At 38.8% G+C, this 25,013-nt stretch carries 24 protein-coding genes; 18 read left to right on the forward strand and 6 right to left on the reverse strand.

Annotated features, from left to right (window positions below):
- Positions 1-10 precede the first annotated feature (10 nt).
- The 3 genes from smc to ligA all read left to right on the forward strand — a co-directional run bounded on the left by smc (position 11) and on the right by ligA (position 6,710).
- Positions 11-3,463 carry a chromosome segregation protein SMC gene (gene smc / locus AC1M9B_RS10875; RefSeq protein WP_481609094.1) on the forward strand — a complete coding sequence of 1,151 codons (3,453 nt, stop codon included), beginning with the start codon at positions 11-13 and terminating at the stop codon, positions 3,461-3,463.
- A 1-nt stretch (position 3,464) separates the two neighbouring features.
- Positions 3,465-4,568, forward strand: coding sequence for a cell division protein ZipA C-terminal FtsZ-binding domain-containing protein (locus tag AC1M9B_RS10880; protein ID WP_035269249.1), 1,104 nt, complete (start codon positions 3,465-3,467; stop codon positions 4,566-4,568).
- Positions 4,569-4,664: 96 nt separating this feature from the next.
- Positions 4,665-6,710, forward strand: coding sequence for an NAD-dependent DNA ligase LigA (gene ligA, locus AC1M9B_RS10885; protein ID WP_035269246.1), 2,046 nt, complete (start codon positions 4,665-4,667; stop codon positions 6,708-6,710).
- Positions 6,711-6,771: 61 nt separating this feature from the next.
- Here ligA and AC1M9B_RS10890 read toward each other — a convergent pair whose 3' ends face one another.
- Positions 6,772-7,836 carry an SDR family oxidoreductase gene (locus tag AC1M9B_RS10890; protein ID WP_481587240.1) on the reverse strand — a complete coding sequence of 355 codons (1,065 nt, stop codon included), beginning with the start codon at positions 7,834-7,836 and terminating at the stop codon, positions 6,772-6,774.
- 321 nt (positions 7,837-8,157) lie between these two features.
- Between AC1M9B_RS10890 and ftn the strand changes: the two genes are divergently transcribed.
- The 6 genes from ftn (at position 8,158) to bioD (ending at position 13,460) form a co-directional block, all read left to right on the forward strand.
- Positions 8,158-8,622, forward strand: a complete 465-nt coding sequence (ftn, locus tag AC1M9B_RS10895) for a heteropolymeric bacterioferritin subunit Ftn (protein WP_035269243.1) — start codon at positions 8,158-8,160, stop codon at positions 8,620-8,622.
- Positions 8,623-8,785: 163 nt separating this feature from the next.
- Positions 8,786-9,511 (forward strand): alpha/beta hydrolase family protein, encoded by a 726-nt coding sequence (locus AC1M9B_RS10900; RefSeq protein WP_481597917.1) that lies wholly within the window; start codon positions 8,786-8,788, stop codon positions 9,509-9,511.
- An 82-nt stretch (positions 9,512-9,593) separates the two neighbouring features.
- A complete protein-coding gene (bioA, locus tag AC1M9B_RS10905) occupies positions 9,594-10,877 on the forward strand; it encodes an adenosylmethionine--8-amino-7-oxononanoate transaminase (RefSeq protein ID WP_481609095.1) in 1,284 nt (427 codons plus the stop codon).
- Positions 10,874-12,031 carry an 8-amino-7-oxononanoate synthase gene (locus AC1M9B_RS10910; protein WP_481587226.1) on the forward strand — a complete coding sequence of 386 codons (1,158 nt, stop codon included), beginning with the start codon at positions 10,874-10,876 and terminating at the stop codon, positions 12,029-12,031. The genes bioA and AC1M9B_RS10910 overlap by 4 nt, the downstream gene beginning before the upstream one ends.
- Positions 12,028-12,819, forward strand: coding sequence for a malonyl-ACP O-methyltransferase BioC (bioC, locus tag AC1M9B_RS10915; protein ID WP_481597908.1), 792 nt, complete (start codon positions 12,028-12,030; stop codon positions 12,817-12,819). The genes AC1M9B_RS10910 and bioC overlap by 4 nt, the downstream gene beginning before the upstream one ends.
- Complete coding sequence (gene bioD, locus AC1M9B_RS10920; RefSeq protein ID WP_481609096.1) at positions 12,816-13,460, forward strand: dethiobiotin synthase; 645 nt, start codon at positions 12,816-12,818, stop codon at positions 13,458-13,460. The genes bioC and bioD overlap by 4 nt, the downstream gene beginning before the upstream one ends.
- 47 nt (positions 13,461-13,507) lie before the next feature.
- Here bioD and rluB read toward each other — a convergent pair whose 3' ends face one another.
- The 3 genes from rluB to AC1M9B_RS10935 are packed head-to-tail and all read right to left on the reverse strand — an operon-like array spanning position 13,508 to position 16,094.
- Positions 13,508-14,674, reverse strand: a complete 1,167-nt coding sequence (rluB, locus tag AC1M9B_RS10925; RefSeq protein ID WP_081403293.1) for a 23S rRNA pseudouridine(2605) synthase RluB — start codon at positions 14,672-14,674, stop codon at positions 13,508-13,510.
- Positions 14,675-14,715: 41 nt separating this feature from the next.
- Positions 14,716-15,306 carry an SMC-Scp complex subunit ScpB gene (scpB, locus tag AC1M9B_RS10930; protein ID WP_035269219.1) on the reverse strand — a complete coding sequence of 197 codons (591 nt, stop codon included), beginning with the start codon at positions 15,304-15,306 and terminating at the stop codon, positions 14,716-14,718.
- A complete protein-coding gene (locus tag AC1M9B_RS10935; protein WP_035269217.1) occupies positions 15,303-16,094 on the reverse strand; it encodes a segregation and condensation protein A in 792 nt (263 codons plus the stop codon). Before AC1M9B_RS10935 ends, scpB begins: the two co-directional genes overlap by 4 nt.
- A gap of 281 nt (positions 16,095-16,375) precedes the next feature.
- Here AC1M9B_RS10935 and AC1M9B_RS10940 point away from each other — a divergent pair, with 281 nt between their 5' ends.
- Both AC1M9B_RS10940 and AC1M9B_RS10945 read left to right on the forward strand, forming a co-directional pair.
- The gene (locus tag AC1M9B_RS10940) at positions 16,376-16,714 is read left to right on the forward strand and encodes a hypothetical protein (RefSeq protein ID WP_481587228.1); all 339 of its coding nucleotides are present in this window, start codon (positions 16,376-16,378) and stop codon (positions 16,712-16,714) included.
- Positions 16,696-17,034 carry a GNAT family N-acetyltransferase gene (locus AC1M9B_RS10945; protein ID WP_481587229.1) on the forward strand — a complete coding sequence of 113 codons (339 nt, stop codon included), beginning with the start codon at positions 16,696-16,698 and terminating at the stop codon, positions 17,032-17,034. The genes AC1M9B_RS10940 and AC1M9B_RS10945 overlap by 19 nt, the downstream gene beginning before the upstream one ends.
- Positions 17,035-17,138: 104 nt before the next feature.
- Here AC1M9B_RS10945 and AC1M9B_RS10950 read toward each other — a convergent pair whose 3' ends face one another.
- Both AC1M9B_RS10950 and AC1M9B_RS10955 read right to left on the reverse strand, forming a co-directional pair.
- Complete coding sequence (locus AC1M9B_RS10950) at positions 17,139-17,756, reverse strand: L-threonylcarbamoyladenylate synthase (RefSeq protein ID WP_035269212.1); 618 nt, start codon at positions 17,754-17,756, stop codon at positions 17,139-17,141.
- Between the two features lie 81 nt (positions 17,757-17,837).
- A complete protein-coding gene (locus AC1M9B_RS10955; RefSeq protein ID WP_180028321.1) occupies positions 17,838-18,500 on the reverse strand; it encodes an elongation factor P hydroxylase in 663 nt (220 codons plus the stop codon).
- Positions 18,501-18,597: 97 nt separating this feature from the next.
- Here AC1M9B_RS10955 and AC1M9B_RS10960 point away from each other — a divergent pair, with 97 nt between their 5' ends.
- The 7 genes from AC1M9B_RS10960 to AC1M9B_RS10990 form a co-directional block, all read left to right on the forward strand.
- Positions 18,598-19,155 (forward strand): YceD family protein, encoded by a 558-nt coding sequence (locus AC1M9B_RS10960; RefSeq protein WP_481587230.1) that lies wholly within the window; start codon positions 18,598-18,600, stop codon positions 19,153-19,155.
- A 77-nt stretch (positions 19,156-19,232) separates the two neighbouring features.
- Complete coding sequence (gene rpmF, locus AC1M9B_RS10965) at positions 19,233-19,418, forward strand: 50S ribosomal protein L32 (protein WP_035269206.1); 186 nt, start codon at positions 19,233-19,235, stop codon at positions 19,416-19,418.
- Between the two features lie 213 nt (positions 19,419-19,631).
- The gene (gene fabD, locus AC1M9B_RS10970; RefSeq protein ID WP_481587231.1) at positions 19,632-20,618 is read left to right on the forward strand and encodes an ACP S-malonyltransferase; all 987 of its coding nucleotides are present in this window, start codon (positions 19,632-19,634) and stop codon (positions 20,616-20,618) included.
- Positions 20,615-21,349 (forward strand): 3-oxoacyl-ACP reductase FabG, encoded by a 735-nt coding sequence (fabG, locus tag AC1M9B_RS10975; protein ID WP_481587232.1) that lies wholly within the window; start codon positions 20,615-20,617, stop codon positions 21,347-21,349. Before fabD ends, fabG begins: the two co-directional genes overlap by 4 nt.
- 84 nt (positions 21,350-21,433) lie before the next feature.
- The gene (gene acpP / locus AC1M9B_RS10980; protein ID WP_035269198.1) at positions 21,434-21,670 is read left to right on the forward strand and encodes an acyl carrier protein; all 237 of its coding nucleotides are present in this window, start codon (positions 21,434-21,436) and stop codon (positions 21,668-21,670) included.
- A 197-nt stretch (positions 21,671-21,867) separates the two neighbouring features.
- Positions 21,868-22,341 (forward strand): peptidoglycan-binding protein LysM, encoded by a 474-nt coding sequence (gene lysM, locus AC1M9B_RS10985; RefSeq protein ID WP_481587233.1) that lies wholly within the window; start codon positions 21,868-21,870, stop codon positions 22,339-22,341.
- Between the two features lie 653 nt (positions 22,342-22,994).
- The coding region (locus tag AC1M9B_RS10990) for a GA-like domain-containing protein (RefSeq protein WP_481609097.1) at positions 22,995-25,013 on the forward strand (2,019 nt) is incomplete at its 3' end.

The following is a 25,013-nucleotide window of genomic DNA, read 5'->3' on the forward strand; positions in this document are numbered from 1 at the left end:
TCAGGACACTATGCGATTAAGCAGCTTAAAACTCTCTGGCTTTAAATCTTTTGCGGATAGCAGCACCTTACAATTTAAAGCCAACCGTACCGCAGTCGTGGGACCAAATGGTTGTGGTAAATCCAACGTCATCGATGCAATCCGATGGGTGATGGGAGAGTCAAGCGCACGCCAGTTACGTGGTGGAAGTATGCAGGATGTCATTTTTACTGGGACAGCAAAACGTAAACCAGTGGGAATGGCGAGTGTAGAATTACGCTTCGAAAACACCTATGGAAAACTAGGTGGAGCATATAACGCTTATAGTGAGTTGGCGGTACGTCGCCAAGTCAATCGCGAGGGTAAATCTGAATATTTTCTTAATGGTACAAAATGCCGCCGCCGTGATATTACAGATATTTTTTTAGGAACAGGCTTAGGTCCTCGTTCGTATGCGATTATTGAACAAGGCATGATTAACCGTTTGGTCGATGCAAAACCAGATGAAATGCGCGTTTATATCGAAGAAGCTGCTGGAGTATCACGTTATCAAGCACGTCGTCGTGAGACGATGCAACATTTAGAACATACTCATCAAAATTTAAGTCGTCTAAATGACATTGCTGTTGAATTAAAATCCCAATTAAAGACACTAAAGCGTCAAGCAGAAGCTGCACTTCAATATAAAGCCTTAGAGACTGAAATTCGAACTTTGAAAGTTGAGATACTTTCATTTCAATGCCATCAAAGTGAACGAATTCAACAAGAATATACAACTGAAATGACTGAATTGGGTGAGCAATTTAAGCTTGTTCGTTCTGAACTCACCACTGTTGAGCATGATTTAACAGCAACAAATGAGTTATTTCAGCGATTAATGCAACAATCCACACCACTTCAGCAAGAATGGCAACAAGCTGAAAAAAAACTGGCTGAATTACAAGCCAATTTGGATCAAAAACAGCAATTGTTTGCTCAAAATACTTTAACTTTAAAGCAGCTTGAAGAGCAAAAAATACAAACCAAAGAGCGGATGCAACTGATTGATATTCAGTTGGAAGATTTGATCCTCCAGCAAGAACATCAAGCAACAACATTGAGTGATACTGAATCAAATGCACAGCTTGATTTACAACAATTCAATGAGCTGAAGGCAAAGCAACTTGAAGCGCAAAAATCATTTTCTGAAATAAAAGCATTGGTTGAAAAGCAACAACAGCAACGTGCACAAATGTTGGCGCAGAGTGATCAATTGGCTAAAAATGTGCTTCGAATTGAGCAGCAAAAGCAAACTTTGGTCGAACAAAAATCTCAAAATCAAGCACAGTATGAACAGGATGATATTGACAATCTCCTGCATGAAAAACATGATGTACAGATTGAAATCGTTCGTCTAGAAGAAAGAATTGAGCAATTAGAAACTCAATTGAAACGTGATCAAATCTCATTGACTGAGCAAAAAAGTAAATGCACAGATTTGAATTCACACATCCAGATTTTGAAATCTGAACAAAAACAATTACAACAGCTTGTGGTGAAAGTCAGTCGACATGCATCGAAGAGCAATGACCCTTTAATGCAAATTTTGAAGCTAAAAGATCAGGCGAAACCATTTACAGCATTGGTCGAAAAATTTCTGTCAAAGTGGCTGCATGCGAATACGTTAAAGAGTGAAGATTTATTTCAGACCGAATCAGCCCGTCAATTAAAAGTTATTCAGCAAGATGTATCTGGGACTGTACTTGGTTTACCCACATTAGCGAGCTGGATTGATTTCCCCCAAAACTCATTATGGTTAAACGTTGCGATAGCTCAAGATTTTGAGCAGGCGCTTCAATTACAGCCTCAATTAAAACAAGGTGAGTCTATTTTAAGTTTGGATGGCTATCATATTGGTCCTGACTGGATGATTGGTCTGTACTTTGATGAGTCGAGTCAAGATGCTCAAGGAGCACTTAGCCACCGAATTCGATTAGATGAAATTGATTCAGAGTTGACACAAATGGTGAAAGCGCATGAGTCAATGACGCTCGAACTCGCTGAGATGCAATTAAAGCTTGAACAAAAAAATAGTGAATGTACGGAGTTACAAAAAGCGTTAAAAAATCATCAAGCTCTTGCTCACCAATTTGAAGTGAAGATTGCAAAACAGCAAATGGCTCAGCAGGCTTTTGAATCGCAAAATCTACACATCGAGTCGCAAATTGCTCAACTTGATGCGCAGCTTGAAGAAGATGCGATGCAAAAAGATGATCTCGAAATCGATTTACATGCATTGATTCTCAAGATTGAGCACAATCTTCCACACTACAAAACTTTAGAGTTTCAAGTTGAAGAATTGAATAATCAGGTTGAGCATCTTCAGGACTTAGTTTACAAAAAACAACAAGAGTTAGAAAAAAACCGCCGTACTCATACGCAAAATCAGCAACAAATTGAGCTGTTGGAAAAAGATGCAAGTTTTCTAAAAACTCAATATAAGCAGATCATCACGCAAATTACACAAGCTAAAAATTTCGTGGATCCGATTCAATTAGAATTACCCACTTTGCAAAGCCAATATGAGGCTCAAAAGCAGCAGACTGAAAAGTTACAAAAGACTTGGTCCTCATGGCAAGTCGAGCTTAATGAAATACAGTCTAAGCAACAAAAATTGACGGAGCTACGGTTAAATCATCAGCAATGTGATGAGCACTTTAGAACCCAGTTAGAAGAGAAGCGTTTAGCATGGCAAGTGGCTAAATCTGATTTACAACATTATGCTGAACAATTAAAAGAGCTTAATGCAGAATTATTAGAAAATGTGAAAATTGATTTGAGTCAGCACCAACAGCAGTTAGAGCAGGCACAGCGTCAGTTTGACAAAATAGGCGCTGTGAACTTAGCAGCTTCAGAAGAGTATGAAGAAGTATCAAAGCGTTATGAAGATTTAAGCCATCAAATTGAAGATCTTGAAAAAACAGTCGCACAATTAAAAGATGCGATGAAAAGCATTGATCAAGAAACTAAAAAGCTATTCATGACTACCTTTGATCAAGTAAATGCGGAATTGCAAAACTTATTCCCAAAGGTGTTTAATGGTGGTGAAGCAAGTTTAAGTTTAGAAGATGATTGGCAATCTGGTGTAAAGCTAATGGCTCGACCACCAGGAAAGCGAAATAGTTCTTTAGCATTGTTATCAGGCGGTGAAAAAGCACTAACAGCACTAGCATTAGTTTTTGCTATATTTCGACTGAATCCAGCACCATTTTGTGTATTGGATGAGGTTGATGCACCGTTAGATGATGCAAATGTTGGACGTTTTTGTAATTTAGTAAAAGAGCTTTCTGAACAGGTCCAATTCATTTACATTACACACAATAAAGTTGCGATGACGATGGCTACTGACTTACTTGGTGTAACAATGCCTGAGCCAGGAACATCGAAGTTAGTCACTGTTGATCTAGAAGAAGCGAAAGAATACGGTTTAGCTGCGGAGTCTTAATATGGAAATCAGTACCATTATCGGAATTGTGATCGCAATCGTGATCTGTTGCATAGGGTTGTTTATGATCCTGCGCAAGCCGAGTGATGCAGCACCGTCATTAGATGCTGAATTACATATAAATGAACAATGTAATCAACCCGTCATTCCTCGTCATGTTCGTAGTCTTTTACAGGCGCAAGCCGCACCATTGGCTTCTTCTGAGCGTGTAGAACCAAGTTTGAAAGACATTGAAGCGAGTGATGTGGCTCGAGTGGATCAAACAGCTGATCAGCATGCTACAAAGACGCCTGAAAATATTCAAAAAACTGTAGAAGTGGTAGATACAGTGCAACTGAATACTTCGGTAGACCTTGCAGAGAAAGAAAGTAAATCTCTGCTCGACTCCAGTAAAAACTCGGACAGCACTGAGACTGACCCACTAGAAAAAAATACAGAAACAGTCGAGAGTAAAGCTCAGTCGATTGATGGTGTAACAGACACTCAAAGTGCAGATCTTATTTCGAAAGATTCAATCGTAGAAACTACAATTGAAGACTCGAAAAAAGTTGAGCCAAGTTTTGTATTAAATCCGAATATTCAAACTGCTGAAATCAAAGAATTTGAAGAAGAAAGCAGCATCTTGGATGTGCATTTACATGAACAGCAACGTTTTGATGATGAAAGTGCTTTAGCAAATGCCGAATACATTATTAGTTTGAATATGTATCCGAACCCTCGAAAAGCACTTTCTGGTGATAAAGCTTTGAAAGTGTTAATGAAATATGGATTACGCTTTGGCGAAATGAACTGTTTCCATCGTTATGAAACTCCTGATGCAGTCAGCCCATTGCTGTTTTCCGTACTCAGAATCACAGATCAGGGTCCTGCAGGTTTTGATTTAGAAACATTATCTGGTGAACAAGTCCAAGGTTTAGCATTCTTCTTAGCATTACCGCATCATAATGTTCAAAAAGGCTATGACAGTATGGTTAGTATTGCAGGGCTTATTGCACGTGAAACAGATGGTACCGTCTATGATGAAAATAATCTTGAATTTACACCGCAGTTAAAAGAACACTGGCGCCATAAAGCGATCGACTATAGATCAGGTCAAGCTGTTTAATCACCTAGGTGACTTACTGAATTTGTGTAAAGTCATTTATACTGTTTAGGTTGAAATTATTGGGCGGAATTTTCCGCCCTTTTATATGGTGAAAATATGGATCAGAACGCTGTCGTTGCGCAAATGCGCCAACTCATTCAATTACTGGCTCGGCATAACCATGCTTATTATGTGATGGATCAGCCGACAATTGAAGACAGTGAATATGATCAATTGTTTTATCAACTAAAAAACTTAGAAGAACAATATCCTGATTTAGTACAGACGGATACACCGACCAATAAAGTCGGTGATAAACCTTTATCTAAGTTTGAAAATATTACACATACAGTGCCAATGCTGTCCTTAGGTAATGTGTTTAATCAGGATGAACTTTTTGCCTTTGCACGCAGAATTGAAGAGCGTTTACCTAACCAGAAAATCCAATACGACGTCGAACTTAAATTTGATGGGCTTGCGATCTCGCTATGGTATGAACATGGTGTGTTGATTCGAGCGGTTACACGTGGGGATGGTGAAACAGGAGAAGTCATAACCCAAAATGTAAAAACAATTCGTAATTTGCCTAAAGTACTCATGATGTCTCAAGGTGTACCACCAGCGTTGTTAGAAGTTCGTGGCGAAGTACTAATGCCTAAAGCTGGATTTGTAAAGTTAAATGCTGAAAATGAGGCCAAAGGTGAGAAAACTTTTGCTAACCCAAGAAATGCGGCAGCAGGGAGTTTGCGTCAACTTGATCCGACCATAGCAGCATCACGACCACTTGCATTCTATGCTTATGGAATTGCGCAATGCATGCCACATCATGGTCTGAGCACGATGTCAGAGAGCTTAAATTGGCTTGAACAGTTGGGCTTTGCTGTTGGGGAAAAACATTTTGTTTGTGACAGTATTGAAGAGGTTCAAGCGGCTTATGAATCTGTAAATCAGGAGCGTCCAAACCTGTCAGTTGAAATTGACGGGATGGTGATCAAAGTCAATGATTTGAAGCAACAACAACAATTAGGCTTTTTAAGTCGTGAACCTCGATGGGCAACAGCATATAAGTTCCCTGCAGTGGCTGCGCTAACCACAGTTGAAAATATTGATTGGCAGGTAGGGCGTACAGGTACTTTAACGCCTGTAGCGCGATTAAATCCTGTATCGGTTGGCGGAGTCACAGTATCAAACGTGACTTTACATAATATTGGTGAAATACATCGCTTGGACGTGCGCGTTGGAGATACGGTGAGTGTCTATCGTAGCGGAGATGTTATTCCTAAAGTTGAAAAGGTTTGGCCAGAATTTCGACCTCTAGAAACCACTGAAATTCAATTGCCAGAACAATGTCCTGTATGTGCTTCTCCAGTTGTGATGCCCGAAGGCGAAGCTTTAGCACGATGTTCAGGGGGGCTTTATTGTGCGGCACAGCGTATAGAGGCGATCCGTCATTTTGTATCACGTAAAGCAATGGACATCGAAGGTTTGGGTGATCGTTGGGTTGAGTCTTTATTACATCTTGAACTCCTCAAAGATGTTGCAGACATTTACCACTTGCACGAGCATCGTGAAAAGCTGCTGACTATTGAAAAAATGGGCGAGAAATCTGTACAAAATCTCATAGACTCAATAGAAAGTAGTAAAAAAACAACATTAGCGGCATTTATTTACGCACTAGGCATTCGAGGAGTAGGCGAGACTACGGCTCGAATGTTAGCCAATACCTTCCAGACTTTAGATGCGCTGAAATCTGCTGATTTAGAAGCATTAAAGAAAACCCCTGATGTAGGTGATATTACTGCAGAATGGATATTAGACTTTTTCAAAGCTGAACATAATATTGAAGTATTAAATCGATTAATTGAGGCTGGAATTCATTGGGATGCACCGATAGCACCGACTCGACAACCTTTAAATGGTGAGAGCTGGGTGGTGACTGGTACTTTAAGCAGTATGGGGCGAGATGAAGCGACTCAACTCTTACAGGCATTAGGTGCACGTGTGAGTGGTAGTGTATCCAGTAAAACGAAATGCTTGGTTGCTGGTGAAAAGGCAGGTTCCAAACTTGAAAAAGCAGAAAAATTAGGTATTCCGGTGATGAATGAAGCTGAGTTTATTGCATTTATGATCCAGCATGGTCAGCTCACTGAACCTGAGTCTTAAGTGTATCTTGCACATAACAAAGGGCATCAATAGATGCCCTTTTTTCTCGAGTAATTAGATATTAACCACGTTTTTTGATAATGCCATCGTCAAGTAGCTGTTGAAAATGTTCTACGATACTTGTCTCAACGTCACGATATTGCATGCCTAATTCTTGCTTACTACGCTCAGCATTGAAGTAAATGGGGTAACCCACATTCAAGTCAACGAATTTTCGCGTATAGCCAAACAGAGGAGCGAGTAATTTGAATAAAAACTTGGGAGCAATCATTCGTGGGAAAGGATAGCGTCCACCATAATGTTGTCGTAATGTTTTACCCATTTCGAGTAGGGTCATCGTTTTAGCATTAATAATATATCGTCCATGTGCTTTAGGGTGAAGTGCTGCTTGGATATGCGCATGAGCGACATCTCGAACATCGACTAAACCATTCCACATTGGAGGAACACCAAATAATGTCATGCCATTTCCAAATTGTTGAATGACTTCAACACTTCCAGATTGTGTAGAAGGTGTGAGTGATGGTCCAACAACCAATGAGGGATTGATACACACTAAATTCCATCGAGATTGTGCCTTTTGCATATCCCATGCTTTGCGTTCTGCTGCGACTTTAGAGTAAAAATAAGGTTGGTGTTCGGCACTACTGGTGGTATTCCAATGGCTTTCTTCAAACTGGTTCTGCTCAGTTTTCAAAATATCCACTGCATCGCCATAAGTTGAAGCAATACTAGATGTGACAACGACACGTTTTACTGTATCTGTACGATTGACACTGTTCAGTACATTGGTCGTACCTTTTAGTGCAGGGTCAATCAAGTCTGTGATTGGATCTTTAAAGTTAGTCACTAAAAAAGGTGACGCCATATGGATCACAATTTCACAGTCTTTCATTGCTTCATCAAACGAACCTTCTTCTAAGAGATTTGCTTGAAATAACTTTAAAGCGCCTGAAGTTTGAGATGCGATTTGTTCTAAATGTTGAAAACTTGAACTTTTAGTTAAGTCTCGTACAGTGGCGTGAACGGTGTATCCTTGTTCTAATAATTGTTTAATTACCCAACCAGCAATATAGCCAGTTGCACCTGTCACCAAAATCGGGGCAGTAGTCGTCATCATTGTTATTGCCTGATGGTCAAATAGATTCATTCTAAAATTAAAAAAAGGATTTGTCCTTGATCATTTTCAACATCAACTCAAATGTAATGATAGTCACTTCGATTGGTTACAAAATTAAATAGAGCTAAAATTTGTTTAAAACTGCTCTCGAATTTTTTTAACTGTATGCAAGGGGTTATTTTTTAAGTAAAAAATAAGTGATTCAAACTGCAAATGCGTATGTTTCTCATTTTAATTATATAAAAATCATAAACTTACACATTATATTTTTTGCAAAATAAGCTCTGATTGTTCATAATGTTGCTATTAAAGAATGGAGTGATTGAAATGCGTGGCAATCCAGAAGTCGTAGATTACTTAAATATGTTGATCGGTGGTGAACTGGCTGCTCGTGATCAATATCTCATTCATTCACGTATGTATGAAGATTGGGGTCTCACTAAGATTTTTGAGCGTATCGATCATGAAATGCAAGAAGAAGCACAACATGCTGATGCTATTATTCGCCGTGTCTTATTCCTAGAAGGCACACCGAATATGAGTCGTGATGATATTGAAGTAGGTGAAGACGTCGTTTCATGTTTAAAAGCAGATTTAAAGCTTGAGTACGAAGTGCGTGAAAAATTAGCGCAAGGTGTAAAACTTTGCGAGGAAAAAGGCGATTACGTGACACGTGATATGTTGCGTCAACAAATGTCGGATACCGAAGAAGATCATACCTATTGGTTAGAAAAACAGCTTCGCTTAATTGAACTGATCGGTTTACAAAACTATATTCAGTCTCAAATGTAAGTTAAAACCCAGCAAGGCTGGGTTTTTTTATACCTGAGTTTTGTCTGAATTGAATCATTTTTAATAATTATCTAAAAATCAAAGTGAAATTGAATGATTTGCTCAATGAGTTATTGTGCTTGGCTTTATATACTGACCGAAAACGATCAGCTAAGGATTGGCAATCATGAGTAAAATCTTATTAATTACCGGTTGGGGACTCGGAACAAAACCACTTGAAAACTTAAAAACTACTTTGGATATGGCAGGATTTCAAATCGATCTGATTAATATCTTTAATGCACTCGATCCTGTGGAATTATCTAAACATGTAGAGTTAGCTAAAAAAGTCGATGTCATTATAGGGTGGTCTTTAGGCGGGCAATTAGCAACGTTGCTCACCCAAAAGGTTTTCGAGCTTTCAGGTCAGGCAAAAACGTTAATTACTTTAGCATCGAATCCTTGCTTTGTTGCCAATGAACGCTGGTCTACAGGTATGCCGCTTTCTACTTTTCAAAGTTTTAGAGAATCTTTTGAAAATGACCCCATGACCACTTTAAAGCGATTTTGTTATCTGGTCTCACAGGGCAGCCAAACTGCTAAACAAGATTGGCAATCTTTGCAAAATTCAATTACGAGTGAAGAGCTAGATTTAAAAAAGCAGGGCTTGGATTTACTATATCATCTTAATACTGTCGAGATATTGAAAAATTATGTCGGAAAACAATTACATGTATTTGCTGATGATGATGGATTAGTTAGTAACAAAGTTCTAGATAATATCCGAAAGATAGATGCAAAGTTTTTTAAATTCGAAATTATCCCAGGTTCTCACTGCTTTTCAATTTTTAGAGCTACACAACTAAGTGACAAAATCGTTCAATATCTAAGAAAGAATGAGAAATCCTGATGAATATTGTCTAATCAGGCAATTCATAACAAAAATAATTCGCGTTATGCTCTGTCTAGATTAATAAGGACACTCTTCCAGGATGGTTGACGAATTCGATTTATCACACTTATGGCACCCTTATACTTCGATGTTAAACCCACTGCCGACATATAAAGTGAAAAAGGCTACAGGGGTGATGATTGAACTTGAAGATGGTCGTCAACTCATTGATGGTATGTCATCTTGGTGGTGTGCCATTCACGGGTATAACCATCCTCAACTTAATCAAGCTGTGTCGGATCAATTGCAGCACATGTCACACATTATGTTTGGTGGGCTTACTCATGATCCTGCGATTGAATTAGGGAAAACGTTATTAAAAATTACCCCACCTCAATTAGATAAAATATTCTATGCGGACTCAGGTTCTGTCGCCGTTGAAGTCGCATTGAAAATGGCAGTTCAATATTGGACCGCACAAGATAAGAAAGATAAAACCAGTTTTATCACGACGCGTTCTGGTTATCATGGTGATACATGGAATGCAATGTCAGTTTGTGATCCCGTCACAGGGATGCATCAGGTCTTTGGTTCTAGCTTGCCTTCTCGTTATTTTGTTCCTGCACCGCAGACTCGATTTGATGAAGATTGGAATCCAGCAGATACTCTTGTATTGGCAGAAACTTTAAAAAACCATCATGCCACTATCGCTGCCATGATTATTGAGCCGATTGTGCAAGGTGCTGGAGGCATGCGTTTCTATCATCCTGAATATTTACGCGAAGCCAAGAGGCTATGCGATCAATATCAGGTGTTAATGATATTTGATGAAATTGCCACGGGGTTTGGACGAACAGGTAAATTATTTGCTTGGGAACACGCTCAAGTTGAACCAGACATCATGTGTATTGGTAAGGCGCTGACCGGTGGGTATATGACTTTATCTGCAACACTGACCACGCGACATGTCGCTGAAGTGATCAGCTCTGGTGAAGCTGGCGTATTTATGCATGGACCTACATTTATGGCGAATCCCTTGGCTTGTGCTGTCGCCTTAAAGAGTACTGAGCTTTTATTGTCACAAGATTGGCAGTCCAATATTCAAAGAATAGAGCAAATTCTAAAACATTATTTACATAGATTAGATGATCAAGCGCATATTCAAGATGTTCGTGTGCTCGGTGCTATCGGTGTTGTTGAACTTAAACAAAATGTTGATATGAAAACGCTGCAACAGCGTTTCGTAGAACGAGGCGTGTGGATTCGTCCTTTTGGAAAATTAGTTTATGTCATGCCGCCTTTTGTGATTTCAGATGTCGAACTCACTGAATTACTAACGCAGTTGGTGAGTGTTGTGATGGAGCTTGCAGAGGAAATGAGATGAATCTGTTGGATCACTACGCAGAGCAGTTAGACTCATTAAAACAAACTGGAAATTTTCGGCAGTTTAAATCCATCGTTCAGTATGGAAAATGGGTTGAGTTTCAGCAACAGAGAATGTTGAATCTTTCGAGTAATGATTATTTAGGGATTGCGTCAGATCTACAAATAAGAGAAGCATTTTTTGATTACTGTTCAGCAGATTCAAAAAGAATGAGCTCTTCATCTTCAAGGTTACTCACAGGAAATTATCCTGAATATGAGCAATTTGAATATGACATGAGTCAATCATTCAATCAAAGGGCAGTTCTGTTATTCAACAGTGGCTATCACATGAATATTGGTATTCTGCCTGCGATTGCTGATAGTCAAACTTTAATTCTTTCGGATAAATTGATTCACGCCAGCATGATTGATGGGATTCGCTTAAGTAAAGCGAAGCTGATACGTTATCGACATAATGATCTGCTTCATTTAAAGCAATTGATCGAGCAATATCATGATGATCCCTTGTATCAAAGAATCATTGTGGTAACTGAATCAATTTTTAGTATGGATGGTGATGAAACTGATTTAACTGCGTTGGTGAGTCTGAAATATCAGTTCAGTAAAATCATGTTATATGTAGATGAAGCACATGCTATTGGTGTTCGGGGGAAGCAAGGACTCGGTTGCGCTGAACAATATGCTGTCATAGATGATATCGATTTCTTGGTCGGAACATTTGGGAAAGCACTCGCATCTGTTGGTGGATACATTGTGTGTCATCCAATCTTAAAAGATTATTTAATCAACAAAATGCGCTCTTTGATTTTTAGTACCGCACAACCACCCATCAACATGGCTTGGACGCATTTTATTTGGAATAAAATGAAAAAAATGCAGGAGCAACGTGCTCATTTAAGTGATTTGAGTCTGCAACTGCGTCAATATATTCTTGAGCAAGGTTACGAATGTCCTTCAAGCTCGCAGATTATTCCTTTAATTTTAGGTGATTCTCAGCGTGCACTTGAGCGCGCACAACAATTACAACAATCTGGTTTTTATATTTTGCCGGTTCGGCCACCAACGGTTCCACAAGGAAGTTCACGCCTGAGAATTTGTATGAATTCTCAGCTGAATCAAGATGAATTGGAGCGGTTGAAAGAACAATTATGAATGACTCTATGTTGAACAAATTTATTCAAAAAGAAATGATTGCTACTCGATTTGCAAAATCGCATTGGACTTATGCAGATCAGGCACGTATTCAACAAAATGTAGCGAAGCATTTAAGCGAGCTGATGCGTCTTTATGTTTCATCTTCTGAGCTTGCTAAAGTATTTGAAATTGGATGTGGAACTGGAAATCTAACTCAAGAGATGTTTCATCATTTTAAAATGGATCAAGTCATTTTGAATGATTTATATGCTGATGTTGAGCATACCATCAGTCATCATCAGCCTGTCGAGTGGCGTATTGGTGATGTCGAAAAAATTGAGTTACCCAAAGACCTTGATTTATGTGCCTCAAGCTCTGCATTACAGTGGATGTCTGAGTTTGAAAGATTGATACAGAAAATTTATTCGGCTTTAAAGCCCAATGGTTATTTTTGCTTTTCAACTTATGGGCCTCAGAACTTAAAAGAAATTAAATCCTTAACTGGACAAGGATTAAAATATTTTGATCAAAGCCAAATTAAAAGCTTACTAGAGCAGAACGGATTTGAAGTGATGCACTGTGAACAACAATTGGCTCAATTACACTTCGCGCACCCAAAATTGGTCCTAAAACATTTACAGGCCACAGGTGTGACGGCAACCTCACAGGGGTTTCGTTGGACGAAGCAAAGTTTGAATCAGTTTTATCTAGGTTACCGACAATTTATTGCGACTGATGAGCAAGAGAATCTTGTCTATCCTTTAACGTATCACCCTATATTTTTTATCGCACGGAGTAAGTCATGAGTGCTCAAATCTACTTTGTGAGCGGTATTGATACTGGAATTGGAAAAACATACGTCACTGGTTATTTGGCAAAAATTTGGCGTTCACAAGGGCGGAATGTCATTACTCAGAAATTAATTCAAACGGGTAATGTGGATGTTTCTGAAGATATTGAAAAACATCGTGAAATTATGGGATGTGGTTGGTTAGAGGAAGATACTCAAAAACTCACTATGCCTGAAATTTTCAGTTATCCTGCATCGCCTCACTTAGCGACACGTATAGATGGGCGAAGTATTGATTTCGCTAAAATTGAACAAGCGACTCAACAGTTGTCCTCTTCATATGAAGTTGTTTTGCTTGAAGGGGCGGGTGGCTTGATGGTCCCTCTAACAACACAATATTTAACCATTGATTATTTAGTGGATAAAAAATATCCCATAATTTTGGTGAGTTCGGGGCGTTTGGGAAGCATCAACCATACTTTGTTGAGCTTAGAGGCACTGAAGCATCGTGGGCTTGAGTTATATGCTCTAGCATATAATTTGAATGCTGAATCTGACGATGAGCTTATTTCACGTGATACATCTGCCTACTTAAAAAAGTATTTATCGCAACATTTTCCATCTGCTAAATGGATTGATATTCCTTTTATTGAATAAATGAAAAAAACCGCTCTATTGAGCGGTTTTTTTAGGGATTTAAAAAATTAGAACTTCTTAAAGCCTTTGTTAATACCAAAAGGTTTGCGTTGACCAAATTTATTTTCATTACGTGGTTTGTAATCAACAGAATTGCCGTTTACTTCACCTTTGTTTTCAGGACGCTTATTGCGGAAATCCTGATTTTCAGTGCGAGGGGCACGATTGTTGAATCGATTCTCAAAGCCTTCTTGACGTGGCGCACGTGCATTGAAACGGTTTTCTGAGCCTTCTTGACGCGGTGCGCGATTGTTAAATCGATTATCACTGCGGCTTTGATCAGCACCACCTTGACGGAAGTCACGGCGTGGTTCTTGATGCTCGCCTTCGTCACGGCGTTGTTGGCGTAAATAACCACCACGACGTGCTGCAAGTGGTTTCTCTTGCATACGTTCATTGCGGCGTTTCGCCATACCGTAAAGACCAGTACCTTGGCGTGGTTTGAGCTCAACAGACTTAGTTAAGTTATCAATGTCATTTTTATCAAGTTCAATCCAACGACCTGTACGTAATTCTCGTGGCAGAATGACTGTACCATAACGTGTACGTAATAGACGGCTGACTTTCAAGCCTTGTGATTCAAAGATGCGGCGTACTTCACGGTTACGTCCTTCTTTTACAACCACTTGATACCAACGGTTAATCCCTTCACCACCAATTTCAGAGAATGACTCAAATTTTGCTGGACCATCATCGAGCATGACACCATCTGTCATGTTCTTTTTCAGTTGAGGGGTCACTTCACCCATCACACGTACAGCGTATTCGCGTTCAATTTCACTAGATGGATGCATTAAGCGGTTTGCAAGCTCGCCATCGTTTGTGAAAAGTAATAATCCTGTTGAGTTGATATCTAAACGACCAACCATGACCCAACGATCACCCGGAATTGATGGTAATTGATCAAATACAGTTGGGCGATTTTCAGGGTCGTTACGTGAACAGATTTCACCTTCAGGTTTGTAGTAAATCAATACACGACGACGGATTTCATCTTCAATTTGGAACTGTACTTTACGACCATCGATACGAAGCTCATCGGTTGGTTCGATACGTTCACCTACTTGAGCAACTTGACCGTTGACACTAACACGACCGGCAGCAATGACTTCTTCCATATAGCGGCGAGAGCCCAAACCTACACGTGCCAATACCTTTTGCAATTTTTCACTCATAACAGCATAACCTTAGAAATAATCATCAACAGTTCACCTATTTACGACTTGGGTGCGTGAGCATCCAATGCCATAAAAGCTTCCTTGGCATCCTGTAGGGGAGGCAGTTGATTTAAATCACTTAAACCAAAAGCATTTAAAAATTGTGGCGTTGTAACCAACAACGCGGGTCTTCCTGGAAGTTCCCGGAAACCAGACTCTTTAATCCAGTTCCAATCGAATAACGTTCTGAGTTGCTGACTGTTATTCGTGACTCCTCGAATTTGCTCAATATCGGCTCGGGTAACGGGCTGATGATAAGCAATCACTGCTAGAGTTTCTAACAATGATGGTGATAATTTAGTTGGACGTTCTGGCCAAGTTTGTGCAATCACTTGTCGATACTTAGCACGAACTTGAAAGCGAAAACCTTGAGCTGTTTCAGTCAGCTCAATTGAACGACCGTGTTGTAACACTGCAAGCTGTTGTAAATAGGCGCGCAGTTGTTGTTTGGAAAATTGGTTTTGAAATGCCTCTTTTAAGCGTGCAATAGAAACAGGCGCTTCACTGGCAAAAATAATAGCTTCGAGCTGCATGAGCACTTCGTGGTGTAACTCATCAACTTGAAAGGAGTTTGATTGATCAATGGTCATATCATTACCCCTTGAATTGCCAGCGGGGCTTCAATACCTGATGCAATAATTTGAACTTTTTGCTGACGTGTTAGCTCTAATATTGCCATAAACGTCACCACTAACCCCATGCGACCTTGACTTGGTTTTAAAAGTTGATCAAATTTCAAAACCTCACCTGATTTTGTCATCTGTTCAATATAGGCAATACGTTCTTCAAGCAAAACAGGTTCTTGAGTAATCTGGTGTGTAACAGGCTCTGGGCGATTAAAAATACAAAACATAGCATCGCGCAGAAGAGAGGCTTCATAACCTTCATTTACTGTATTAATTTGTCCAAGGCTAACGTTGGGTAGAAAAGTATCACGGTCCAAAATAGGCATTTGACCGAGACGCTCAGCAGCTTGCTTGATCCTTAAATATGTCTCTAAACGATCTATTAATTCTTGTTTTGGATCTTTTTCAATTTGAATTGATTTAGGTTTAGGCAGCAGTAAGCGTGATTTTAAATCTGCTAATAAAGCCGCCATCACCATATAATCTGCGGTCAACTCAATATTGAGTGACTTCATACTGTCAATATATGACAAATATTGCGTTGCAATCGGAGCTATATCGAGCTGAAGTAGATCGAAACCGTTTTTTTGGATGAGGTAAATTAAAAAGTCGAGTGGTCCTTCGAAATGTTCTAATAGAATTTCGAATGCTGCAGGCGGTATATATAAATCTTCAGGAATCGTATCTTGCCACTCATCTAAAACACGGATGTGTGGAAGTGCGTCCATGGGATTATGGATAGCTTGAGTCATTACAATTATTAGCCACGCGAATTTTCAAAAGCATGTTGGGCGATTCAGGAGATCACATATCGAAATCAGTAAAAGGACAGTGATTCGAATAGCATAAAAACAATATGGGTATTCTAAATTAAATCGAGTGCTGAATATATCTTTATCCGCAGTTTTACGATAAAAAATTTGAAATAAATAGGTAGTATTTTTTAAGGTTATATAGATGTATTTAGTGTTTTAACTGATAAATGTAAACTGGTATTCATTGTTAGCGTGTATTCGACGAGAAGTAAAAGAGTATGAATAATTTTCAAAAAGTAGAACAAAATGTATATGAACAAAGTGTAGGTATAAAAGTTCACTCAAATACTCACCCTATAGACTCATTCAAAGCGTTGAGTGGAACGTATGTAAATTTATATCCCTTAAATTTAATTCAAAATATTGAAGAGCTTGCAAGAGATCTATTCCCACTCAAGATTACAGATGAGTTTATTTCAAGCTTTACCTATTTGCCTTACGATGCGCCAACTTCGATTGAAGATTTGTCATATAAACTCTCATCGCAATTTGGTACACAAGGGAATATTTATTATGTTATTCGCATAGCGAAAAACCAGTGGGGTGGATCGCATTGATGAATATCGGGTTGGATGATGCAGTGGTTGAAATTGGGAATGTATACTTCTCAGCAGATTTAAAACGGTCTAGAGCTGCTACAGAAGTATTATTTTTACTGTTGAATGAGTGTTTTACTTTAGGATTTAGGCGTATAGAGTGGAAGTGTCATGAGTTGAACTTAGCTTCCAAAAAAGCCGCGCTACGATTCGGTTTTCAATATGAAGGAATGTTTAGACAACATAAAGTGGTCAAGGGAAGAAACCGAAACACGCTTTGGTTTTCAATGTTGGATGAAGAGTGGCTGACTTTAAAAGAAAGTTATTTAGCTTGGCTTTAACCAAGCAACTTTACGCAAGAGGGTCAACAAATAAAGACCCTCCAAGCATTTTATAACGAAAAATCAGCGTAAATTAAATAAAGCGAGATGAATGGTGAGGCATTTTACTCAAAAGCACTCACATCACCCACGCCACGGCGGATAATTTCAGGTTGACTTCCTGAGAGATCAACAATACTTGTTGTGGTTAATGTACCAAGTCCACTATCAATAAAAACATCAATTCTTTTACTTAATTGTTGTTCTATTTCATATGGATCATCCAAAGGCTCAGTTTGACCTGGAAGAATCAGGGTGCTGGTGAGTAAAGGCTCACCCAGCTCTTTAAGAAGCATTTGACAGACTGGGTTGCTCGGTACACGTAAACCAATGGTTTTCTTTTTGGGGTGCATCAAGCGACGAGGGACTTCACTTGTCGCTTGCAAAATAAAGGTGGTAATCGCAGGTGTATTATTTTTAAGCAGACGATAAGTTGCATTATCCACTTTTGCATACGTTGCAATATCTGAGAGATCCGCACATAAGATCGCATATTGATGCTTAGCACCAAGATCACGGATTTGAGCAATTCGTTCCATTGCTTGCTTATTACCAATTTGGCATCCGATGGCATAGGCCGCATCTGTTGGATAAACCACGACATCGCCTGCACGTATTCTTTCTACTGCTTGAGTAATAAGTCGAGATTGTGGATTGTCAGGATGTACTCTTAAATGAAGCATTTTATTTTCTCCTGATTATTTTTTCGTATTATTGCGTGCATAGACATTCACTTCAATGTCATGAATATATATTTACTAGACTTAATCTAGCGATGCACGAGAAAATTCATCCAAATGTAATGTTTTGCCACTTCTGAGACACTTACAGATGCACTGAATAAAGTGTTGAGCATCTCTTGGAAGCTGAGCGTCACCTGAAAAATAGCGCTGTACTTGAGCATAAACATTGTCTTTAAAAGACTGTCCATCACCACCTTCACCCGTTAAATTGTCCAGAGAAACACGGAATTTTCGACCAAAGGCTGTGGCAAACATCCATTCTATTGCTTGAGGTTTAATTTCGACTTGTTCAAATAGGGCTTGTTGTTCAGCGGTTCGACCATCTGGTGCATACCAGTAGCCAAGATCAGGAAGAGTGCGACGATGATCTCCTGCGATTGTCCAATGACTTATTTCATGTAAAGCACTATTGAAAAATCCATGTGCGAATTGGATGCGAGCGGGTTGTTGGTCTGAGGCAGGGAAGTATTCAGGTTCAAAGTCGCCTTTGACTAATGTGACATTTAAGTGGGAAAACCAATGATTAAAGTGTAAGATAAGCCAGTCTACCTGTTGAGCTTCTGTTTGCAGATTTACCCAAGGTGCGAGTTGCACGCGGTCTAAGTGATCGGTCAAATTTGAGGTCGAAGGATAGTGTAACTGTAATGAAGTTGTGACTTCAGGTTGCGGCTGCAACTGATGCATGACTTGATTAACCCAAATGATCTGTCTGAATAAGTGCAAAATTGTATCTTAATCTTTGACAGAGTACTTATGAATTTGTAGAATTGCCGCCTTAATTATGTCAGCAAATACCTTTCCGGCACAGATTGAGCCGTTTAAATGGGCTGAACAGGGCTTCACATGGTCAGGTACACTGCCATTGTCGCGCTTTGTTCGTATATCCCGTGAAGCTGTTGGGTCAATTGATAATCAATTGATCAACATAGACTGTAAGCTATCAATGGATGCGTATCATCGTATCGTTTGGCTTGATGGTAGTGTTGAAACGAAGGTTCCAATGGAATGCCAACGTTGTTTGGATACTGTTGACTTACCTCTCGAATTGGACTTTCATCTGGCTTTAGTCGATGATGAGTCACTGATAGAGCGCTTGGATGAGGATGCTGATTTCATCGTCTTAGGTGAGAGTGAAGCAACGACAAAAGGTTCATTTGATGCACCTGCAACCGCTGATTTACTTTCTCTCATAGAAGATGAATTGTTATTGTTGATTCCTTTGTCACCAAGACATGAGTCTTGTGAGCATAAGCATCAACCTGCCCAAGAAGAAGTTGTTGAAGAAAAACGAGATAATCCGTTTGGTGTTTTGGCAGCTTTGAAGGGTAAACTTAACTAATTTTTGTGTTATACTCTTAGGTATAAGACAATCGAATTTGTTCTGATCCATTTTTTCGATCTTTGTAAGGAGCCATCATGGCCGTTCAGCAAAACCGTAAAAGTCGCTCTCGCCGTGACATGCGCCGTTCACATGACGCTTTAACCGAGAATGCATTAACAGTAGACCAAACGACTGGTGAAACTCACCGTCGTCACCACGTAACTAAAGATGGTGTCTACCGTGGTCGCCAATTATTCGCTAAAGCAGCTGATGCTGAATAATTGGTGATGTATTAAGCGTCAAGCTTAGTAGAAAAAATGGGAGCGTAAGCTCCCTTTTTTTATTTCTATTTTTTGTTGTATTTGGCAATTACCAAAGCTTTTTTTTAATGATAAATTTCGCTCCATCAAATCAGTTAAGACTTGAGTTTGATGTTCAAGATGATCGAAATTAATCAAAATTGAATAGTCAAGCTCTGAATAAAGGATTTTTATATGTCTGCTAAACGCCTCGAGCAAGCCGTTCTTGCGACCAAAACTGCATTTGTTTTTCCTGGACAGGGTTCTCAAAAAGCAGGAATGTTAGCGGAGCTTGCAGAACAGTTTAGTAGTGTGCAAGAAACGTTTGCTGAAGCTTCTGAAGCACTCGGCTTTGATTTATGGCACATTGCGCAAAGTGGTGAAGGGTTAAACCAAACTGAATTTACACAACCAGTACTGCTCACAGCAAGCATTGCTTTATGGCGTGTATGGTTAGAGCTTGGTGGTGTCGTTCCTAAATATTTAGCGGGACATTCACTGGGTGAATACAGTGCATTGGTTGCTGCAGAATCTTTAAGCTTAAAAGATGCAGTTAAATTGGTGAACTTACGAGGTAAGTTGATGCAAGATGCTGTCCCTCAGGGGCAAGGTGCTATGGCTGCGATTCTTGGTCTTGATGATGCTAAGGTTGTAGAACTGTGTGCTCAAGTCACCGCTCAAGGTGAGGGTTCGGTGGAGGCTGCAAACTATAATGCACAGGGTCAAGTTGTGGTGGCAGGTGATACTTCACGAGTTGAAGCGTTAATAGCTTTGGTAAAAGAGCAAGGTGCAAAAGCAATTGCGTTACCAGTATCAGTACCATCACATTGTTCATTAATGAAGCCAGCGGCAGCAGAGTTTGCCAAAGCTTTAGCAGATGTTGATATTCAATTACCTCGCATTCCAGTGATTCAAAATGTCAATGCACAAGTGGCTGACAGTGTTGATGAATTGCGTACAGCGTTGACATCACAACTTTATCAGTCTGTCCAATGGACTAAAACACTTCAAGTATTGGCTGATCAAGATGTGAGCTATGTTGTTGAATGTGGTCCTGGGAATGTATTAACAAATTTAGCAAAACGTCTAGCACATGTTGAAAAAGCATTGCCTTTAGATACTAAATCTCGTTTAGAAGATGCTTTAAATACTGTATTAGTTGCAGAAGGGAAAATTGCATGACGCAGGAATGTAAAGTCGCGTTAGTGACAGGTGCAAGCCGTGGTATTGGTGCTGCGATTGCACAACAGCTGATCGAAGATGGCTTTTTTGTTGTAGGTACGGCTACATCTGATTCTGGTGCTGAAAAATTATCTACACAATTTGCTGAACATGGTGCAGGAAAAGTACTCGATGTTCGTGATGGAGCTGCAATTGATGCACTCATTACAGATATTGAACAAAGTTTTGGTCCTGTACTTGTTCTTGTGAATAATGCAGGTATCACAAAAGATAATCTACTGCTTCGTATGTCTGAAGATGATTGGGATGATATCCAAAATATTCATCTTAAAGCAGTGTTCCGTCTCTCTAAACGTGTATTGAAAGGTATGACGAAAGCGAGATTTGGACGAATTATCAATATTAGTTCTGTCGTTGCGCATTTTGCAAATCCAGGTCAAGCAAATTATTCAGCTGCGAAGGCTGGGATTGAAGCTTTTAGCCGCAGTTTGGCTAAAGAAATGGGCAGTCGTCAAATTACTGTCAATAGTATCGCGCCTGGCTTTATTGCAACTGAGATGACTGAACAGTTAAGTGATGAAATTCAGAAAAAAATGAGTGATCAAGTGGCATTGAACCGTTTTGGTCAGCCTCAAGATATCGCAAATGCAGTAAGTTTCCTTGCTTCTGATAAAGCAAGTTACATTACTGGTACGGTATTACACGTGAATGGCGGTTTATACATGGCGTAATGCGATGTATAAACTTTCAAATATATCAAGATTCAATTAAACTATAGGCATTATACGCCGCCACAAGCAATGAGGAGAATTCCTGTGAGCGATATCGAACAACGTATCAAACAAGCAGTAGCTGAACAACTTGGCTTAAAAGCTGAAGAGATTAAAAACGAAGCATCTTTCATGGATGACTTAGGTGCTGACTCTCTAGATCTAGTTGAGCTTGTAATGTCTTTCGAAAATGATTTCGACATTACTATTCCTGATGAAGACTCTAACGAAATTACAACTGTTCAATCTGCTATCGATTATGTAACTAAGAAATTAGCTTAATCATCAGATTCAGTTCTTTTCGAACTTAAAAGCTACCTTTATGGTGGCTTTTTTTTATTAAGGATTAAATTGCAATATTACATTAAGTTACCTTAAGTTTAAGAAAGATAACGGCGTTAGGTATAGTTCTTCTGTATAAAAATTAAGGGATCTAAATTATTTGATCACCAAACTGAAATAACAATAGGAGAATAACAATGGGTCTTTTTGATTTTGTGAAAGGTATTGGGAAAAAGAATACCGCACCAGCTGAGCAACAAGCTACACCAGCAACGCCAGTAGAGCCATCTGCTCAAGAAGTTGCGAATAAATTATTGGGGCATATTAAATCACTTGGCTTACCAGTAACAGGACTGTCTGTGACTTATAATGCAAGCAGTGATTTAGCGACTGTAAAAGGACAAGTGCAAACTCAAGCAGATCGTGAAAAGATCATCTTGGCTGTGGGAAATATTGATCATGTTGCTCAAGTCGATGACCAACTTACTGTTTCATCTCCAGAGCCTGAAAGTAAATTCTATACAGTGAAATCAGGGGATAATCTTTCAAAAATTTCTAAAGAGTTTTATGGTGATGCAAATCAGTACAACAAAATTTTTGAAGCAAACCGACCATTACTTAAAAATGCCGATGATATTTTCCCGGGACAGGTTCTAAGAATTCCAAACTAAAATATCAATGAATCTAAAAGACCGAGATTTAAATCTCGGTTTTTGATTTTAAAGTAACTTAATAACTTAAAACTGATTTTTAAATTATCAATATAAAACAATATTTTAACGGCTGGAAAATTTCTATAAATATATTTTAACTTCCACATTGCAATGGTGTTTTTGGCCATTTTTTAAGTTATTTCGAAGTAATAAGAATAAAAAAATTGAAATAAACTATTAATTCCAACCTTATGTTTTATATAGGAAAAATAAATTAGTAAAAATAAGTGTTTGAAAATAAATAAAATTTAATTTGTTTCAAGAGATAAAATATTGTTTCATTGGGTTTTATTATGTAACTTTAATTAATTAATAGTGTAATTTTGTTTCTGGTATTTTTTTGCACTATTTAAAAATTTTGTGTCTAATTTATATAAAAAGATAAATATTGATATTTTTTTCACAATTAATTTATAAATAGTGATTTTTTTCAAAAATTAATATTTTCAATAAAAACATTGCTTTAAGAATCTCGAATGGGGTGTAAAAATTTTTTTTTAACTATGAATTTTTGTTGATTTTCAACTGACTTTTTATGACGTTTACATTGATTCTCAATCTGATAAAAAAATAGAGGGTTAAAGAATATCTTAATAATACTGGGTGACGTCATGAAAAATTTAGAAATACTATCAAAAAACGATGGGGCGGTTTTAGAAAAGACTACTGCTAATAAAATCGTATTAAACCAGAACTCAATTGTGAAAATTGATGCATCAATCGAAGAGGTCTTAAATTTTCAGAAAGAAGGAAATTCTTTAGTTATTAATTTTAAAAATGGCGAACAATTAGTTGTAGAAAGTTATTTTGACGATCCCTTAAATAGTCATAATATTTTATTTAATGACAATGGTCAGCTTTATTGGGTTGAGTTCACAGATGCTGCCAATGAAATAGCTTCGACTATTAAATATTATCCAATTGATGATATTTCAGCACTTATCGCTGGAAATTCAAGTACAGCTTTGACAGGGTTAACTCCATGGTTAATTGCAGGGGGATTAGCTGCTGGAGTAGTTGCTATTGCAGATAATATGAGTGATTCTGATAAAAAATCTAATTCTGTATCGCCGGAACCAGAACCACCAATTAACGATGAATTAGAAGAAGCAAAACAGCTCGTTAATGATGCAGAGAAAGCTTATCAAGATCTTAAAGATTTGATTGAAGATAAATTAAATGATGGGTTAATTACTCCCGAGGAAAAAGCTGAATTAGAGGAAGCATTACAAGATGCGAAGGATGCTAAAGATGCTGCTCAAGATAAAGTCGATAACTTGGTAGATGGCGAGGCAAAATCTGATTTACAAGATCGACTAGATGATTTGGTTGATGAAGAGTTGCCAGCAATTAATGATCAAAATGGTGATGGTGTACCAGATGATCTCGAGCAAGCTTTACTAGATGCTGAAGAAGCTGTAGCCAATGCTGAACAAGCGTACGAAGCATTAAAAGATTTAATTTTAGAGAAGAATGAAAACGGCCTGATTACACCTGCTGAAAGAGCGGAATTAGATCAAGCTAAAGAGGCTTTCGAGAGTGCCAAAGCCTTAGCAGAAACTAAAACAAATTTATTACCAGAATCAGTTCAATCTCAAAAAGATGCTTTGCAGGAACGTCTTGAAGATTTAGTGGATATCATCCTACCTGAAATTAATGATGAAAATGATGATGGTATCGTAGATGATATCGCTGAAGCACTCATTGAAGCAGAGTTGGCTGTTGCGGAGGCTGAAGCAAAGTATGCAGCTGCTGAAAATGCTTTAACTGTTGCAAATCGTGATGGATTAATTAATCCAACAGAGCTTAATGCTTTACAGAATGCTTTAGAGCAGGCACAAATTGCTAAGTCAACTGCTCAAAGTAAAGTAAATGCTCTACCTGAATCTGTTCAGGAACAGAAAGATGCCTTTCAAAATCGATTAGATGATCTGACTGACATAAGTTTGCCTGAAGTAAATGACGCAGATGGTGATGGCATTGTAGATGGCTTACCAGAAGCGATTCAGGAAGCGCAGTCAGCTGTAGAAGAAGCTGAAGCTAAATATGCTGAAGCTCTTAATAATTTAGCTTTGGCTCAAAAAGATGGCTTAATTAACCCGCTTGAACTCAGTATTCTTGAACAGAAAGTACAGGCTGCACTTGATGCAAAAGAAGTTGCTCAAGATAAGGTAAATGTATTGCCAAATGGAGCGATTAAAGATGGTTTACAAGATCGTCTAGATGCTCTTGTAAATATTGACTTACCTGAAGTCAATGATGCAGATGGTGATGGCGTACCAGACGGCGAAGATATTCCACTTGAAGAAGCGACAGAGGCAGTAGAGGCGGCTGAAGCAGCATATGCTGAGGCAGAGCAAGCACTAGCAGATGCCGAATCAGATGGTTTAATCACCCCAACAGAACTTGCTGAGCTGACTCAAGCACGTGATGATGCACTTGCTGCTAAAGAAGATGCACAAGCGAAAGTTGATGCACTTCCAGAAGGAGCAGACAAAGACGCACTGGATGCACGCTTAGATGATCTAGTCGACATCACCTTACCAACAGTAAATGATGAAAACGAAGATGGCGTAGCAGATGAGTACGAACAAGTATTGGCAGATGCCGAAGCAGCAGTAGAGGCAGCA

This window comes from Acinetobacter sp. ANC_7513 (genome assembly GCF_056779915.1).

What these genes read in the sequence shown, in the direction of transcription:
- smc (WP_481609094.1), top strand. Translation starts at nt 11, where the DNA reads ATGCGATTAAGCAGCTTAAAACTCTCTGGCTTTAAATCTTTTGCGGAT.
- AC1M9B_RS10880 (WP_035269249.1), top strand. Translation starts at nt 3,465, where the DNA reads ATGGAAATCAGTACCATTATCGGAATTGTGATCGCAATCGTGATCTGT.
- ligA (WP_035269246.1), top strand. Translation starts at nt 4,665, where the DNA reads ATGGATCAGAACGCTGTCGTTGCGCAAATGCGCCAACTCATTCAATTA.
- ftn (WP_035269243.1), top strand. Translation starts at nt 8,158, where the DNA reads ATGCGTGGCAATCCAGAAGTCGTAGATTACTTAAATATGTTGATCGGT.
- bioA (WP_481609095.1), top strand. Translation starts at nt 9,594, where the DNA reads ATGGTTGACGAATTCGATTTATCACACTTATGGCACCCTTATACTTCG.
- AC1M9B_RS10910 (WP_481587226.1), top strand. Translation starts at nt 10,874, where the DNA reads ATGAATCTGTTGGATCACTACGCAGAGCAGTTAGACTCATTAAAACAA.
- bioC (WP_481597908.1), top strand. Translation starts at nt 12,028, where the DNA reads ATGAATGACTCTATGTTGAACAAATTTATTCAAAAAGAAATGATTGCT.
- bioD (WP_481609096.1), top strand. Translation starts at nt 12,816, where the DNA reads ATGAGTGCTCAAATCTACTTTGTGAGCGGTATTGATACTGGAATTGGA.
- rluB (WP_081403293.1), bottom strand. Translation starts at nt 14,674, where the DNA reads ATGAGTGAAAAATTGCAAAAGGTATTGGCACGTGTAGGTTTGGGCTCT.
- scpB (WP_035269219.1), bottom strand. Translation starts at nt 15,306, where the DNA reads ATGACCATTGATCAATCAAACTCCTTTCAAGTTGATGAGTTACACCAC.
- AC1M9B_RS10935 (WP_035269217.1), bottom strand. Translation starts at nt 16,094, where the DNA reads ATGACTCAAGCTATCCATAATCCCATGGACGCACTTCCACACATCCGT.
- AC1M9B_RS10940 (WP_481587228.1), top strand. Translation starts at nt 16,376, where the DNA reads ATGAATAATTTTCAAAAAGTAGAACAAAATGTATATGAACAAAGTGTA.
- AC1M9B_RS10950 (WP_035269212.1), bottom strand. Translation starts at nt 17,756, where the DNA reads ATGCTTCATTTAAGAGTACATCCTGACAATCCACAATCTCGACTTATT.
- AC1M9B_RS10955 (WP_180028321.1), bottom strand. Translation starts at nt 18,500, where the DNA reads ATGCATCAGTTGCAGCCGCAACCTGAAGTCACAACTTCATTACAGTTA.
- AC1M9B_RS10960 (WP_481587230.1), top strand. Translation starts at nt 18,598, where the DNA reads ATGTCAGCAAATACCTTTCCGGCACAGATTGAGCCGTTTAAATGGGCT.
- rpmF (WP_035269206.1), top strand. Translation starts at nt 19,233, where the DNA reads ATGGCCGTTCAGCAAAACCGTAAAAGTCGCTCTCGCCGTGACATGCGC.
- fabD (WP_481587231.1), top strand. Translation starts at nt 19,632, where the DNA reads ATGTCTGCTAAACGCCTCGAGCAAGCCGTTCTTGCGACCAAAACTGCA.
- fabG (WP_481587232.1), top strand. Translation starts at nt 20,615, where the DNA reads ATGACGCAGGAATGTAAAGTCGCGTTAGTGACAGGTGCAAGCCGTGGT.
- lysM (WP_481587233.1), top strand. Translation starts at nt 21,868, where the DNA reads ATGGGTCTTTTTGATTTTGTGAAAGGTATTGGGAAAAAGAATACCGCA.